The following is a 15,095-nucleotide window of genomic DNA, read 5'->3' as shown; positions in this document are numbered from 1 at the left end:
ACCTAGATGAGCGCGATCTACCATGACAACCGGCGTAGCAAATGCAACGGTCCGCGGTCGCGATCAGATCCACAATCGTCTTTGGAGAAGTAAATGGGACAGAAACCATCGTTGGTGGGCGGGGCATGCATCATTGCCGGCGTCTGTGTCGGGGCTGGCATGCTGGGTTTGCCGAGTGCGGGGGCAGGTGCCTGGACCCTCTGGTCGGTACTGGCCATCACCCTGACCATGATAGTGATGACAGTCTCCGGCTGGATGCTGCTGGAGTCCTATCAGGGTTATCCGCTGCGCGTGTCGTTCGATACCGTCACCCGTGAGCTGCTGGGGGAGAAGGTCAACGCCTTCAACAACCTCACCGTCTATTTCGTCGGCGGCATCCTGCTCTACGCCTACATCACCTCGGCCGGCCTCATCATAGACGGCATGACCGGCATCGGCAGCCAGTGGGCTTCCATCCTGTTTACCCTGGGCTTCTCCGGCCTGGTGTGGCACTCCACCCGGGCGGTGGATCGCATCTCAGTAGTGCTGGTCATCGCCATGGGGTTGAGCTTCGTGTTTGGCATCTCGGGGCTCTCCATCAACATCAAGCCGACCCTGCTGTTCGACACTCTGAGCCAGCATGCCAGCTATGCCCCCTATGCGCTGGCCATGCTGCCGGTGGCGCTCACCTCGTTCGGCTATCACCACTCTGTCTCTTCCATGCGCGCCTACTACGGTGAAGAGCGCCGTGCCCGCTACGCCATCCTCGGTGGCACCGCCATCGCGCTGCTGTTCTACCTCATCTGGCTGGTGAGCGTGTTCGGCAACCTGCCGCGCAGCGAGTTCGGGCCCGTGGTGGCGCAGGGCGGCAACGTCGACGTGCTGCTCAAGGCGCTGGCCTCGGTGATTGAATCCGAGGCGGTCGCCAGCGCCCTCAACGCCTTCTCCATGGCGGCCATCCTCTCCTCCTTCATCGGGGTGGGGCTGGGGGTGTTCGACTATCTGGCGGATCTGTTCAAGTTCGACAACAGCCGCCAGGGCCGCGCCAAGTCGTGGGCCGCCACCTTCCTGCCGCCGCTGCTGCTCTCCCTGCTGTTCCCGTTCGGCTTCCTGATGGCCATCGGCTACGCGGGTGCCGTGGCCACCCTGTGGACCTGTATCATCCCGGCGCTGCTGGCCTGGAAGGTGCGCGCCGGCAAGCAGGAGGGCAAGGACGAGGGTTTCCGCGCACCGGGTGGCATGCCGATGATCGTCGGCGTCTTCCTGTTCGGGGTGCTGACCGCCGCCTTCCACCTGCTCAACATGGCGGGCCTGCTGCCGGTCTATACCGGCTGAAGGGGCTGAATTCCCCCGGTCTGCCGCGGCAGGCTGCGACAAAAAACGGCGCCTGATGGCGCCGTTTTGCATGCCAGATTGTGACTCAGACAGACAGGTTGGGGTTGGGCGGGCTGGCCGGCTGGCGGGTGTGCACTATAGTTTGGTTCTTTTTGGAGCCAAAACAGGAGCTGGCTATGGCATGGACTATCGATGATTCCCAACCCCGCATCCTCTACAACAAGGACAAGCACGTAGCCGTGACGGCGTCGGCCATGAGCAAGTACCACGAGTGGCGACGGGAGATAGTGCGAGGCACGGACCCTAAGAATGCCGCCGACAAGGTGGGCGACATGCACTACGAACAGCTGGGCGGCAAGCACAAGGGGATCTACACGATCCGCCTCAGTCAGGAGCACAGGGTCGCCTTTACCATCAACAGCACCCTGCAGCAGGTCAGCGTAATCAGCATTGGTGGCCATTTTCCGCCGGGCTGATGCAGCAGACAGAGACGAAATGGCGCCTTGCGGCGCCGTTTTTATTGGCTTTCAGCCGCCGCACAGCCGGGCTGTGGGTGGCGTGGTCAGCAGTGGGTCATGCGGCATTGCTATGGGCGAGTCAGATCTGGCCAATCTCGCGGGCGGCATGTACCAACTGCTCCAGCTGATGATGGATCTGGCCGCGATCGAGTTGTTGTAGTGGCTGACGACTCCAGAGTACCGGGGTCAGGCTATCCGGATCGAATGCCAGAACCGGTTTGCAGGGGTCCTGGCTAAACAGGTTCTGGGCTGCGGCTTGTGCGCTGGTGGCGGCTTCCAGGCGGGTAAACATCAGCAGGTAGTTGGCCGGGTGTTCGGTCAGGTGGTAGGTATGCTCGCCGATCTGCAGGCTGGTGACGCTCTCTTCCTGTGCTGGCATGGGGAGAGAGAGGGAAAGAAACAGCTGATGGAGGGCTGCGTGATAAAGAGGGTTCATCGAGGGCTCCAAGTTGGTGATGGGGCAATTAGAGCAGCTCACCGGTGACGACACTGTTAATGGTGGCTCTGTTTTTTTAGCTTTCCGGCTGGCGGGGCGGTGTGCCGCGTTCAGTGCAAAAATCCCGACCACTCGCGATAGTCCGCACCCACTGCCTCTCCTAGACTGGCCACGACACATCACGAGAAGATAAACGCCATGCAGATTCAAACACATACCAGCGGCTTGCAGGCCGTCGCCCAGCACAATGACGCTACAGCGGAGGTTGGCCGACTGGGCCAGCTGGAGGCTCGTCAGGTTGCAACCAGCCAGGATGCCCTTCAGCTGGGCAACCGCAGTGAACCGCAAAAAGGACAGGGGCTGCTGTCTCGTTTGGGGGCTCAGTTGGCCCGTCCGTTTGTGGCGCTGAAAGAGTGGATCGGCAATCTGCTGGGGGCCCGTACCGAGGCACCCGCCCACTCAGCCCCACCTGCAGACAGCCTCTCCCTGGCCGATCAAAAGCGTCTGCTGCTGCAAAAGGCATTGCCCTTTACCCTGGGCGGCCTCGATAAGGCGAACGAGCTCAATAACATAGATGCACAGCAGTTGGGGCAGGAACATGCCCGGCTGGCGACCGGCAATGGCGCTCTGCGCTCGCTGGCAACCTCACTGAACGGGATCAAGGATGGCTCCATGCGGCAGGAGAGCCAAACCTTGGCGGCCGGGTTGCTTGAACGTCCCATCGCCGGCATCCCGCTCCAGCAATGGGGGACGGTGGGTGGCAAGGTGACGGAGTTGATCGCCAACGCGACTCCGGAGCAGTTACAAGAGGCAATGAGCCAGCTGCGCGCCGTGATGGTGGAAGTGGCCGACCTGCAACGCGCGGTCAAGGCCGAAGTTGCCGGTGAACCATTGCCAGCTGCCACCAGTGCCGAGGTCGTGGCGGTCCCACATGGTGAGGCCAAGCCTGCCACCCGTGAAACTGTCGCCATGGCGCGTCAGACCGAGGTCACCGGTTACAAGCAGGCGCTGGAGCTCATCAGCTACCAGGCCAGCTATCTGCTGCGGGATCAGGCTTCGACCGAGGTTACCCTGAGCAGTGATGATCTCAATGCCTTGCACCAGCACATTGCCGATGGCTCCATCAATGGCTCCCATATGGCCAAGCTGCAAACCCGAGGTGATCTGCAGATCCTGCGTACATTGGCGCTCTCTCTTGCGAGCGGCAGCGATGCCAATGGCGCTTCTCTGGGCAATGCACTCGACAGTTTTGCCTCGGCGCGTCCCAACCAGCGGTTGGTGCTGGGCGGTCTGATGCAGTTTGCAGGTCAGACCGACCAGGCATGGGCAGATCAGACCGCCGGCAAGCCGGAAGATCGACTCGATGCAGGGGCGCGACTGCGCTTTGACACCGGCCACATGAAGGCAGAACTGGCTCGTCTTGATGACAGTGCGGCGCGACAGGTGCTGCAACAGCTGGAGGGGGATTTTGGTGACCGAACCAAGGCCGTCTGCGACTTCGCGGTGGCGCAGGTCTCGACCTTTGCCGATAGCGAGAGCAGCCCGGAAGCCGTGTTGGTCTCCCGCTTGACCCGTATGGGCAATCTGGTGGGCAGCTTGACCGACGAACTCAAGGCACGCCTTCAGCTGCCCGAGTCAGCACGCGGTGAGCCGACCATGATCGACTCCGTCAGCCAGCTGACTCCGCTGGAGCTGGCGGCTCTGGCCCATATCGGTGTCGGGGCCGACTATCTGTAACAAGCTTGCTCGTTACCCGTAAGGCAAAATTCATGGCGTTAAAACGGACACCTTCTGGTGTCCGTTTTTTTATGGAGAATGAGCCGGTTGTAAAGTTACTGCCGGTAGCGGGCGGCGGTGATGAACTGGCCGAAGGTCTCGCACCAGATGATCACGCTGTCGTAGTCGGCCGGGTTTACATCGGCAGGCAGGGGGACGATAAAGTTGTCGAAAGTCTTCACCGGCCCGATCTTCACCATCTTCTCCTTCAGGCGGGCAAAGTCGGCCTCGGTCTCGACGAAGGTGGGCGACAGGTAGAGCTGGTAGTCGGGGCCCGGCGCCAGCCTGCCCATCAGGCTGATGGCATCGGGCCCTATGCTGACCTGCCCCTCACCCCAGTGCAGCCGGTCGCTGTCTTGCAGATCCCGGCGAAAGGTGCCGTGAAAGCTGGCCTGAGCCTGCCGGGCGGCAACCTGCTCGTTGGCGGGGGCGGGCGGGGCGATCAGGATCGGCAGGGCATAGATGCCGGCCGCAAAGCCGGCGGCGCCCACCAGCAGATGGCTGGCCAGCAGCAGGGTCAGGGTCTTGCGTTGCATAGTGTCTCGGTCGTTGATTAATTGATGGCTCCACCCTACCAGCAGGCCGCCGTCATGCCCAGCCCAGGAGGGGCATGACGGTGGTTGCTCGGGCATCGCGTTGGTGGGGCTTACTGGATGCTGACCGACAGGGTGTGGGGGACCTGCTCGCCACGGCGGGCGGAGGCGCGCATCTGATAGACCTGGATCAGGTACTTGCCGGAGGCGGGCAGGGCGCCTTGCCACTGGCCATCGCCATCATTGCGGCCCAGAGCCTCGGCCTGACCGGGTTGGGCACCGGGGGCGAAGACGTTGAAGTTGGCGTTGCTGCTGCCGCCGATCTTGACCGTCATGGTCTGGCCCGCCTTGGCCACCAGGGTGTAGTGGATGGTGTCGTAGCCCGCGAAGCTGCCCTTGAGCTGGGCGCTGTGGGCCCCCTTGGCAAACTGCACCGGGACCGTGGTGATCTTGTCGGCGGCCTGCGCACCGGCGGCGGCCATGGTGACGGCCAGCAGGGCAGCCTGGATTGCTCGTTTCATCGTTGCACCTCGTGAAGGGGCCCTGTCACCCTGGCAGAGCCGCCCTGACAAGATATGACTAAATCGGCGGACTGGCTATCCGGGTGGTGGTCGGGTCAGATGTGCCGATGGGGTAGATGTGGCGCGAACGGGTGAGATACCTGGCGATCCTATCCTCGCATGTTACAGCGCAAGGCAAGCGACGGTCGCGCGGGTTGTTAAAGCCGGGCGCTGCTGACTGGCCCGGCTTGGTGTTCACTCCCTTTATCGCACGAATCAGTGCGCGGACAGGATTAGGGGTTGAAGCTGCGGGTGATCTTCAGCTGATGAATCCCGCCGGAGCACTGGGCATCATTGCCCCAGGCGCTGACCGGCAGGCCGCGTTCCAGCGCCAGCAAGGCCATCTCGAACATGCCCCTGCCGGGGTAATCATTCAGGTTCTTGAAGACATGGAAGCTCGTGCTGCCCTGCTCATAATTCTTTTCCCATGAAATGACCACCGCATTGCCTGCGTCGGGGCCGCCACTGGCCGACTTGATATAACCGGCATGAACATCGGTCAACATGACCTGGTCAAGACACTGCACGTCGACCCGGTAAGTGGCCAAAGCACTGGTAGAGCACATCAGGGCGGACAAGGCGGCCAACATAACGAACTTCTTTTTTATGATCATTCTACACATCTCCATCTGTGTGTTTCAGGTGAATGGCGGAAATTAAAATGGAGAGGTTGAAAAGGCCATGGCTATTTCATTCAGATAAGTCTGATATTGATTTTATATATTGCTTTGCAAGTGCATTGTTTGGGTTTTTAATTTTAGCTGGGTGATAATGTGTTGATTTTAAACGGTTTGTTTTTGAATGTGAATGTCACCATTTTTCATCATAACTGTGATATGAAAGATAGTTGGATATATAAAACAAAGCTCTTTTAATGCTACATTGTTTATTTCTAGGTATGTCTTGGCATAAATAACAGCTTCATTGATGAGGTACAACAAGAAGAAATGGGGGGTACAAAATATCTTTTGTGGTTATTGCTATCCATCAGCCAGCCTGCATATGCATTTTGATGATCGGTAGAGAGGCAGGCTTATATGCGCGCGTATTCGATAACGGCTATCGCTCAAGGGAGTCCGCTGACGGGCATATCCCGTGCAGCCTTGAACAAGACGCTGTAGGCGCGATGGCAATCCGATACCATATGGCTCTGATTCTTCTTTTATCACGGGAATGGGACATGCTGATCATCTTCAGTGGTTTGCCGGGCAGCGGAAAAAGCACCATAGCGCGGGCCTTGGCCCGGCGGCTGGGCGCCGTCTACCTGCGGATCGATACCATAGAGCAGGCCATTCGTGCCGCCGAGCAGGGGGATAACGAGATGGGGCCGGCCGGCTATTTCGTTGCCTATGGGCTGGCTCGAGAGAACCTGGCACTTGGCTCGATCGTCATCACGGATTCCGTTAACCCCATCCAGCTCACCCGGGATGCTTACCACGACATCGCCCGCTCGGTCGGGGTGCCCTGTCTCGATGTCGAGGTGGTCTGCTCCAATCCTAAGTTGCACCGCGAGCGGGTCGAGAACCGGACGGTGGATATCGAGGGGTTGGCATTGCCGGATTGGCAGGCGGTGATCGATCGCGACTATCAACCCTGGGACAGTGAGCGCCTGGTACTGGATAGCGCCACCCTGTCGGTCACCCAGAGCGTGGAAAAGATTGTCGCCGCGTTGGCAAAGCCGTTGTAGGTTCGATTAGCGCAGCGTAATCGGACGAACGAGAGGCCTTGATTGCGGTTGTTGCCGTGAAGCGGGGGCGGCCAGTCGGAGGGGGAAATTCGGCTGGCGGTTATGGTGGGGGAATCGATTTACGCGAACGTCCGATGACTAGCTGATTGCTATTACAAGGCAAAAATAATTGTCATATGACTCTTGTTATAGGGGGGGGTAGATAGTAACTTGACCACTCTCTTTTTTGGGGGGGGAATATGAACGTATTCATATGGTTGTTAAGTTGTTTGAGTGTATTCTCAGTTCATGCTAATCAAGATTGGATAGGTCATTATTCATTTTATGAAAGTGCAGATCCAGAACATATACAGGCATGGGATTACAGCCTGACAGTAAATAAAGGTGGTGGTGATAACTTAATTTCCCATCTGGAGGTCAATGGTCATATGACGGCGATTTCATTGGATGGAAAGGTTACGACCGATGGGAATCAAGCCACTTTTACCTTTCTGAGATATACCGGTGCTAATTTATCCAGAGATCTCCATTCTGGTGATAAGTTATTTGTATTAGAGCGGAAAGGGAATGTTTTGCTTACTCATTGGAAAATGTTGCAGCCTGTTTTGCAAAGTAATGAAAACAGTGGCTTTTATTTCATAATAAAAGATGGAATGTAGGTTGCCTAATCTGCATGCTAATATGCATAGCTGCTGTTGTAATATAAAAGGTTGGCTTTGATGAACTTTTTGACTGCTGTTGGTGTGATATATTTATGGTTTACGTTTTGGGAGTATTACAATGGAGAAACCCAAGCAAGGCTTCTCTTTAGAATGCGAATTAATGTTTACAGGTATGCTGAACCTAAATTATTCTGGACGATTATTATCATACAGTCTGTTATTGGGTTTGCTTTAATTGTCTTTAGTATACTGTACGCTTGATTAAACACCCAGACTCTAAAAATAAAGAAACCTTGGTTAATAACGCTTTGATGTGGTGAGAATTAATTTACAGTGTTCCGTTGAGAAAACGTGCCAGCCGGAGGGGGGGAATTCGGCTGGCCGTGATAGCGGGAGAAACCATTTACGCGAATGTCCGATTACGCCTCTACAGGCTAACAGTGGCGATTCCGTACAATTCTTATGGCATCACCAGTAATTAAATTATCTGATGGTAAGTCAAGAACTACGTTGATAATGTCAGCCATGGCATTATTACTAAACCGAAAATTATTTGGTAGGTCATTGTCATCATCGAAAGCATTATCAAATGAAATAACAAAGTCTTTTATATCGGATGCTCTGCCATCTAATACTTTTTTAGGAAGTTCAATGTGTTCTGGGTCGTGTTGATTGGTTTCGAAAACACTGAGGCTTTCAATTAATTCAGCTCTTGATGGCCAGTATTTTAGATCATATCTAAAGCTAAGTAATTCTAACTGTTCAGCAATATGACTTGTAAATAAATAGTTGCTACTTCCCGCATCAACCATCATATCCAAGGCAGACTGATGTTGACCCCTTATAAATCCAGAGTGTTGATAAATGTCATCCTGCTCCCTGATTAAATTAGCAAGTAGTGAAGAATAATCAATGATTTTTTCTTGAATTGCTATTAGCTTTTTTCTGTAATCCCTAGCTTGAACTATTTCCTCTTTACAAAAATCACCACTCATCCAAATATGCTCTAGCGTTAGCCATAGATAAACCCCTTTTTTACTCTGATATTCATAAGTATCAGAGTATCCAAAAGCATCTACTAACTCTTGGAAAACGATGCTCATTTCTTCTGCCCTAGAAATAATCCTCTCCATCAATTCCCATCTAGTCATCCAGATTTTCTTTTCTTTGACGTCAGACAGCTCTCTTTCAATAAAGGATTTGCAAAAAAGAGTCGGATTTGTAGTGTTCAGGGCCATGGAACCTCACAGGTGTTATCTAATGACTTTCTATATAGTACTGAATCCAGATAGAAGTGCCGTATCTGAACTAAAGATTTTTTGTCGCTTCAGATCGTTGGACTGGAACAAAAAACTAGGTGTTGTATCGACATCTGACTAAAAAACATCCCGCGGTATGTATTAACTCGCAATAAAAAACGGCGCCTTAACGGCGCCGTTTTTTATATCACTTACCCAACCAGAATCACTGCAGCAGGGAGATATCCGCTACTTGCAGGAACAGGTTGCGCAGGTTGTTCAGCAGCGCCAGACGGTTGGCCTTGAGGGCTTCGTCGTCGGCCATCACCATCACCTCGTTGAAGAAGGTGTCGACCGGCTCGCGCAGGGCGGCCAGACGGGTGAGGGCAGCCTGATAGTCACCGGCAGCGAACAGCGGGGCCAGTTCGGCTTGCAGTTCGGCAACCTGGATGGCCAGCGCCTTCTCGGCGGCATCGACCAGCAGTTCCGGTTTGACGGCAGTCGGCAATTCGCCTTCGACCTTGGCCAGAATGTTGCTCACGCGCTTGTTGGCGGCAGCCAGTGCCAGGGCGGCATCCAGCGTGCGGAAGTGGCTGACGGCCTTGACGCGACGATCGAAGTCGAGCGGACGGGTCGGGCGGCGGGCCAGTACGGCCAGCACCACGTCGGCACCGATGCCTTCGTCCTGATAGGCGGCACGGAAGCGACCCAGCATAAAGTCGACCACGTCGGTGACGACGGTTTGGTTGGTCAGCTTGTCGCCGTAGACGCGTACCGCTTCTTCAACCAGTTCCACCAGATCCAGATCCAGTTGCTTCTCGGTCATGATGCGCAGGGCACCGATGGCGGCGCGACGCAGGGCAAACGGGTCCTTGTCACCTTTCGGCAGCATGCCAATGCCGAAGATACCGGCCAGGGTGTCGAACTTGTCGGCCAGCGCGACGGCGCAGGCAACCAGACCGGACGGCAGGGCATCGCCGGCAAAGCGCGGCATGTACTGCTCGTTGAGGGCCACGGCGACCGCTTCGTCTTCGCCATCGTGACGGGCGTAGTGCATCCCCATGACACCCTGGGTGTCGGTGAACTCGCCGACCATGTTGGTCATCAGGTCACACTTGGAGAGCAGGCCGGCACGGCGGGCCTGAGTCACGACGGCACTATCGCCACCACTTATGCGCTCGGCGATAAAGCCGGCGACGGTCTCGATGCGCTCGACCTTGGCCCGGACTGTGCCCAGCTGTTGCTGGAACAGCACGGTTTCAAGGCGCGGCAGGCGGGAGGCCAGAGTCTGCTTGAGGTCAGTCTTGAAGAAGAACTCGGCGTCTGAGAGACGGGGGCGAACCACCTTCTCGTTGCCGCTGATGATCTGGCTCGGGTCTTTGGACTCGATGTTGGTGACGAAGATGAACTTCGGCAGCAGCTTGCCGTTCTTGTCGTAGACCGGGAAGTACTTCTGGTCACCCTTCATGGTGTGCACCAGCGCTTCGGCCGGCACGGCCAGGAACTTCTCTTCGAAGTTGGCGGTCAGCACCACAGGCCACTCGACCAGTGCGGTGACTTCTTCCAGCAGGTCGTCGTCCAGATCGGCCACGCCACCGAAGGCGGCAGCGGCCGCTTCGGCGTCAGCCTTGATCTTGGCCTTGCGCGCCATGAAGTCGGCAATCACCATGCCGCGCTCCTGCAGGATCTGCGGGTACTGGCTGGCGTTGTCGATGGTGAATTCGCTCTCGCCCATGAAGCGGTGACCGCGGATGGTGCGGGCAGAGTCGATACCCAGAATGTGAGCGGGCACCAGATCCCCATCCAGCAGCAGGGTCACGGTGAAGACCGGACGCACGAACTGGATGGTTTTGTCGCCCCAGCGCATCATTTTCGGGATCGGCAGCTTGGCCAGAGCAGAGGCAACCAGTTCGCCCAACAACTCTTTGGCCGGACGGCCTTCGACCTTGGCGGTGTGAACCAGCCACTCGCCCTTGTCGGTGACCAGACGCTCGGCCTGCTCAACGGTGATGCCGTTGCCACGGGCCCAGCCTTCGGCGGCCTTGGTCGGCTTGCCTTCGGCATCGAACGCCTGCGCCACGGCCGGGCCGCGCTTCTCGACGCTCTTGCTCGGCTGCTCGCCGGCCAGCGCGTGTACCTTCAGCGCCAGACGGCGCGGGGAGGCAAACCACTCGACGTCGCCGAAGGCCAGATCGGCCTTGGTCAGCTCGGCTTTGAAGTTGTCGGCAAAGGCTTCGGCCAGGGAGCGCAGGGCTTTGGGCGGCAGCTCAGCAGTACCGATCTCTACCAGAAATGTATGTTGTGCCATGTCCGTTCCTTAACCTTGCTTGTTCTCGTTGCTGCCACGTTGGCACATCGGGAAGCCCAGCGCTTCGCGGGAGGCGTAGTATGCCTCTGCCACGGCCTTGGTCAGGGTGCGAATGCGCAGGATGTAGCGCTGACGCTCGGTGACCGAGATGGCCTTGCGGGCATCCAGCAGGTTGAAGGAGTGAGCGGCTTTGAGGATGCGCTCGTAGGCAGGCAGCGGCAGCGGTTTTTCCAGCGCCAGCAGATTCTGGGCTTCCTTCTCGTACTGCTCGAAGCAGTGGAACAGGAACTCCACATCGGCGTGTTCGAAGTTGTAGGTGGATTGCTCCACTTCGTTCTGGTGGAACACGTCGCCGTAGGTGGTCTTGCCCAGCGGGCCGTCAGACCAGACCAGATCGTAGACGCTGTCCACACCTTGGATGTACATGGCCAGACGCTCGAGACCGTAGGTGATCTCGCCGGTAACCGGCTTGCACTCGAGGCCGCCAACCTGCTGGAAGTAGGTGAACTGGGTCACTTCCATGCCGTTCAGCCACACTTCCCAACCCAGACCCCAGGCACCCAGAGTCGGGTTTTCCCAGTTGTCTTCCACGAAGCGGATGTCGTGGATCTCGGGATCCATGCCCAGCTCTTTCAGGGAGCCCAGATAGAGTTCCTGAATGTTGTCGGGGGAAGGCTTGATGATCACCTGGAACTGGTAATAGTGCTGCAGGCGGTTCGGGTTTTCACCGTAGCGGCCGTCAGTCGGACGGCGGGACGGTTGCACGTAGGCGCAGGCGATGGGCTCGGGGCCCAGGGCGCGCAGGCAGGTCATGGGGTGAGAAGTACCGGCACCCACTTCCATATCCAGCGGCTGAATGATGGTACAGCCCTGGCGGGACCAATAGTCCTGCAGCTGCAGGATCAGGCCCTGAAAGGTTTTGACATCGAATTTTTGCATAATTTTTTTCGCGCGAAATGAAATCAGAGCAAGATTTGCTGAATGTGAACCGAAGGAGTATACCGTCTGGCATGGTCGGATAATAGGCGAAATTACAGCGGATTAATGTGATGGCGCTGCGCCGGGCCTGGGCGGGAGGGGTTGTCGGCACTCCCACGCCCGGGTTGGCATCGACCCTGGGGATTGGATGAAATGACAGGAGAGAGGGAATGGAGTTGCGTTGCGCCTGGGTGACCAAAGACCCGGAATACATCGAATACCATGACAAACAGTGGGGGAGGCCGGTCCATGATTCGCGCGAGCTGTTTGCCAAGCTCTGCCTCGACGGTCAGCAGGCGGGGCTGTCTTGGATCACCATCCTGAAGCGTACCGAGAGCTACCATCGCGCCTATGCCGATTTTGATCCGCTGCGCATCGTACAGTTCGACGAGCAGGATGTGGAGCGGCTGATGCAGGATACCGGCATCATCCGCAACCGGCTCAAGGTGCAGTCGATCATCAAAAATGCCCGCGCCTATCTGGCGCTGGAGGCGGAAGGCATCGACTTTGTCGATTATCTGTGGGGCTTTGTCGGTGGCGCCCCCATCGTCAACCAGCGCCAGGGCAATGGCGACATTCCGGCGACCTCGCCCGAGTCGGATGCCATGTCCAAGGCGCTCAAGAAGCGCGGCTTCACCTTCGTCGGCAGCACCATCTGCTACGCCTTCATGCAGGCGGTGGGGATGGTGAACGATCATCTCGTCACCTGCCCCTGCCACGCCGAGTGCCAGCAGGGCCCTGCGCGCCAATAAACCGGGCGCAAGGTAAAAGAGAAGGGAGGCTGATGCCTCCCTTCTGCATACGGCATGGCGTTCGCCATGGGGCCATCAGGCGATCCCGGCCTGGCGCAGGGAGCCTGAGTACTGTTTGTCGACCTTGGAGATGTGGTTGAGCAGCCAGTTCTTGAGAAACACCAGCAGCTCCATGTTGAACTCCTCGTCGTCCGGGCCGTTGCGCTGCATCAGGGTGTCGAGCTCCGCCAGCAGCCGGGCGTGTTCCTGCTTGTGGCGGCGCAGCTCGGGGTAGCCCGCCTGCTCCATCACCTGCTCCTCGTCGGCGAAGTGCTGGATGGCGAGCTTGAGCAGCTCGTCGAGCCGCTGTTTGCGCAGCTGGGCCGGACTCTTGTCGATCACCGCCTGGTAGAGCCGGTTCATCGCCTCGAACAAGCCCAGATGCTGGTTGTCCATGCTGGGCACCTGCACCATGAAGGCCTCGTTCCAGTGCAGCAGCTCCTGATCCTGGCTGGCTGAGCCTGCCTTGCTGACGTCGAACTGATCGCTGATGAGGCCGATCTCCTCGTTGGCTTGGTTCATGTCCCGGGTGTGGCTGCGGCTCTGGCGCGCCAGCTCCAGGCATTCGCGGGCAATGCTGGCGACCTCCATCACATTGCGGTTGGTCTCTTCGGTGACCTGGGCCTGCTGGCCGGCGGCGGTGGCGATGTGGCCGTTCATGTCGTTGACCCGGGTGATGGCTTCGACGATGGCGGTCAGGGTCTCGCCGGTGCCCGCCGCCTGGCTGACCGCCTGTTCGCTCACGTTGCGGGTGGTGTGCATGGTGGTCACCGCGTGGCGGGTGTTGTGCTGCAGCGCCTCGATGCGCTGCTGGATGTCGACGGTGGCGGCCTGGGTGCGGGTCGCCAGCTGGCGCACCTCGTCGGCCACTACCGCGAAACCGCGGCCCTGCTCGCCGGCCCGGGCCGCCTCGATGGCAGCGTTGAGGGCCAGCAGATTGGTCTGTTCCGAGATGGTGCGGATCACCTGCAGTATGTTGCCGATCTGGGTGCTTTCCTGATCCAGCTGGGTGACTTCCCCGGCGGATTGCTCGATGTGGTCGGCCACCTGGCGGATCAGGGTAATGGTCTGGCTTACCTGGCGCTGGCCGTCGTGGGCCTGCTGCTGGGTCAGCAGGGTGTCCTGGCTGGCCTGCTCGGTGTTGTGCTCGATGTTGTGGACGGTGGCGGTCATCTCGTTGATGGCGGTCGCCAGCATGTCGGTATTCTGCTGGGCCTGCTGCATGCTGCTGAGGGTGCTGCCGGAGTGGGCCATCAGCAGCGCCATCTTGTCGTGGGTCTTGCGCGACACCAGTTGCACCGTGCCGATCAGGTTGTCGATATTGCCGAGGAAGCGGTTGAACACCTCCGCCAGATAGGCGAACTCGTCCTTGCCCTGGCTGTGCAGCCGGAAGGTAAGGTTGTGGCTGTGGTTGGCCAGTTCGACCAGCTGGCCCATCAGGTGCTGCAGCGGGCCGACGGTCTTGCGGTAGATGAGCAGCAACATCAGCAGGATGACAGTCAGGCTGACGGCCAGCTGCAGCAGGTCCTGACGCTGCAGGGTCTGGCTCTGGGCACGGATATCCTGTTCCCGCTGCTTGAACTCTTGCTGTTGCTGTTCCAGCACGGCCGCGACCTGGCTGGCGATGTTGTCGGTGAGGGCATCGAAGCCTTCGTTCGGCTGCTTCATCAGCTGGTTGCCGGCCTCGCGCCCCTCTTTCAGGTAGATGTCCACCATCCGCTTGCCGATCTCCAGCTGGCGGGTCAGCAGCGGGGTGAGCGGCGCCTGCAATTGTGGCAGCCGCTCCAGCAGCTGGCGAGCCGCCTGGGCGTGCTGCTCGGCCTCGCCGATGGAGTCCATCTCGCCGGAGACGGCGGCATCGGTCAGGAACTGCTGAACCTGGGTGGTGTGATACCGCAGCTCCTGCAGGGTGATCTGCTCGTTGGCGCTGAGGATGAGCTGGTTGGGCAGCTCACCGAGGCGGGCAGTCAGGCTGCTGCGCCAGAGCCCGCCCAGCGCCATGGTGAGCAGAATGATGAGGCTGGCACTCAACAGCAGGTGCCGGATCGAGACGTTGCGAAGCAGTGCGGACATGAGAGACCCCTGAGCACTATTGATGGTGCATTCAATAGTAGCCAATGGAGACGTATTTGGTCCGTTGAACAAGGGGATAGGTCAAGGTGGTGAGCTGGTTCCGGCTGCCGGTTCAGGCGGCATCCAGCCAGCCTGCGGATACTGGGACGTGGGCAGAGAGGGGCGTGACGCTGATAACGTCACACCTTGGCACACCTCTGGGGTAGAATGCGCCCTCTTTG

General features: G+C 58.1%; 14 protein-coding genes. 6 read left to right on the top strand and 8 right to left on the bottom strand.

The annotated features are described in order from the left end of the window. The first annotated feature begins 93 nt into the window (after nt 1–93). Entirely contained in the window at nt 94–1,314 is a 1,221-nt protein-coding gene (locus tag AB5Y98_RS17405) for an aromatic amino acid transporter (protein ID WP_005307366.1), read from the top strand. A 176-nt stretch (nt 1,315–1,490) separates the two neighbouring features. Next, nucleotides 1,491–1,790 carry a hypothetical protein gene (locus AB5Y98_RS17400; RefSeq protein ID WP_005307369.1) on the top strand — a complete coding sequence of 100 codons (300 nt, stop codon included), beginning with the start codon at nt 1,491–1,493 and terminating at the stop codon, nt 1,788–1,790. 121 nt (nt 1,791–1,911) lie between these two features. Here AB5Y98_RS17400 and AB5Y98_RS17395 read toward each other — a convergent pair whose 3' ends face one another. Continuing rightward, on the bottom strand, nt 1,912–2,268 hold the full coding sequence (locus tag AB5Y98_RS17395; RefSeq protein ID WP_005307376.1) for a CesT family type III secretion system chaperone: 357 nt from the start codon (nt 2,266–2,268) through the stop codon (nt 1,912–1,914). 198 nt (nt 2,269–2,466) lie between these two features. Here AB5Y98_RS17395 and AB5Y98_RS17390 point away from each other — a divergent pair, with 198 nt between their 5' ends. After that, nucleotides 2,467–4,005: an AexT-like T3SS ADP-ribosyltransferase toxin gene (locus AB5Y98_RS17390; RefSeq protein ID WP_099359074.1), complete on the top strand. Its 1,539-nt coding sequence runs from the start codon at nt 2,467–2,469 to the stop codon at nt 4,003–4,005. A gap of 95 nt (nt 4,006–4,100) precedes the next feature. Here the strand turns inward: AB5Y98_RS17390 and AB5Y98_RS17385 are convergent, their stop codons facing one another. The 3 genes from AB5Y98_RS17385 to AB5Y98_RS17375 form a co-directional block, all read right to left on the bottom strand. Continuing rightward, complete coding sequence (locus AB5Y98_RS17385) at nt 4,101–4,580, bottom strand: DM13 domain-containing protein (protein WP_042051275.1); 480 nt, start codon at nt 4,578–4,580, stop codon at nt 4,101–4,103. A gap of 110 nt (nt 4,581–4,690) precedes the next feature. Further along, entirely contained in the window at nt 4,691–5,098 is a 408-nt protein-coding gene (locus tag AB5Y98_RS17380; RefSeq protein ID WP_005307387.1) for a hypothetical protein, read from the bottom strand. Nucleotides 5,099–5,370: 272 nt separating this feature from the next. Beyond that, nucleotides 5,371–5,751 (bottom strand): hypothetical protein, encoded by a 381-nt coding sequence (locus AB5Y98_RS17375; protein ID WP_017784672.1) that lies wholly within the window; start codon nt 5,749–5,751, stop codon nt 5,371–5,373. 566 nt (nt 5,752–6,317) lie between these two features. Between AB5Y98_RS17375 and AB5Y98_RS17370 the strand changes: the two genes are divergently transcribed. Both AB5Y98_RS17370 and AB5Y98_RS17365 read left to right on the top strand, forming a co-directional pair. After that, complete coding sequence (locus AB5Y98_RS17370; RefSeq protein WP_368232338.1) at nt 6,318–6,824, top strand: AAA family ATPase; 507 nt, start codon at nt 6,318–6,320, stop codon at nt 6,822–6,824. Nucleotides 6,825–7,063: 239 nt separating this feature from the next. Then, nucleotides 7,064–7,483 (top strand): DUF5991 domain-containing protein, encoded by a 420-nt coding sequence (locus tag AB5Y98_RS17365; RefSeq protein ID WP_206221186.1) that lies wholly within the window; start codon nt 7,064–7,066, stop codon nt 7,481–7,483. Between the two features lie 437 nt (nt 7,484–7,920). Here AB5Y98_RS17365 and AB5Y98_RS17360 read toward each other — a convergent pair whose 3' ends face one another. The 3 genes from AB5Y98_RS17360 to glyQ form a co-directional block, all read right to left on the bottom strand. Next, entirely contained in the window at nt 7,921–8,724 is an 804-nt protein-coding gene (locus tag AB5Y98_RS17360) for a hypothetical protein (RefSeq protein WP_368232337.1), read from the bottom strand. A gap of 226 nt (nt 8,725–8,950) precedes the next feature. Beyond that, nucleotides 8,951–11,032 carry a glycine--tRNA ligase subunit beta gene (gene glyS / locus AB5Y98_RS17355; protein ID WP_368232336.1) on the bottom strand — a complete coding sequence of 694 codons (2,082 nt, stop codon included), beginning with the start codon at nt 11,030–11,032 and terminating at the stop codon, nt 8,951–8,953. 9 nt (nt 11,033–11,041) lie between these two features. Then, nucleotides 11,042–11,971: a glycine--tRNA ligase subunit alpha gene (glyQ, locus tag AB5Y98_RS17350; protein ID WP_010672400.1), complete on the bottom strand. Its 930-nt coding sequence runs from the start codon at nt 11,969–11,971 to the stop codon at nt 11,042–11,044. Between the two features lie 209 nt (nt 11,972–12,180). On the opposite strand from glyQ, the gene AB5Y98_RS17345 reads away from it, so the two are divergent. Continuing rightward, the gene (locus tag AB5Y98_RS17345) at nt 12,181–12,762 is read left to right on the top strand and encodes a DNA-3-methyladenine glycosylase I (protein ID WP_017780597.1); all 582 of its coding nucleotides are present in this window, start codon (nt 12,181–12,183) and stop codon (nt 12,760–12,762) included. Nucleotides 12,763–12,837: 75 nt separating this feature from the next. Here the strand turns inward: AB5Y98_RS17345 and AB5Y98_RS17340 are convergent, their stop codons facing one another. Beyond that, complete coding sequence (locus AB5Y98_RS17340) at nt 12,838–14,874, bottom strand: bacteriohemerythrin (protein WP_368232335.1); 2,037 nt, start codon at nt 14,872–14,874, stop codon at nt 12,838–12,840. Nucleotides 14,875–15,095 lie beyond the last annotated feature (221 nt).

The sequence above is a fragment of the Aeromonas sp. s3 genome (assembly GCF_040907805.1).
Taxonomy (GTDB): domain Bacteria; phylum Pseudomonadota; class Gammaproteobacteria; order Enterobacterales; family Aeromonadaceae; genus Aeromonas; species Aeromonas dhakensis.
Note: the sequence above shows the minus strand (reverse complement) of the source record. Positions and strands in the feature narration are given on the sequence as shown.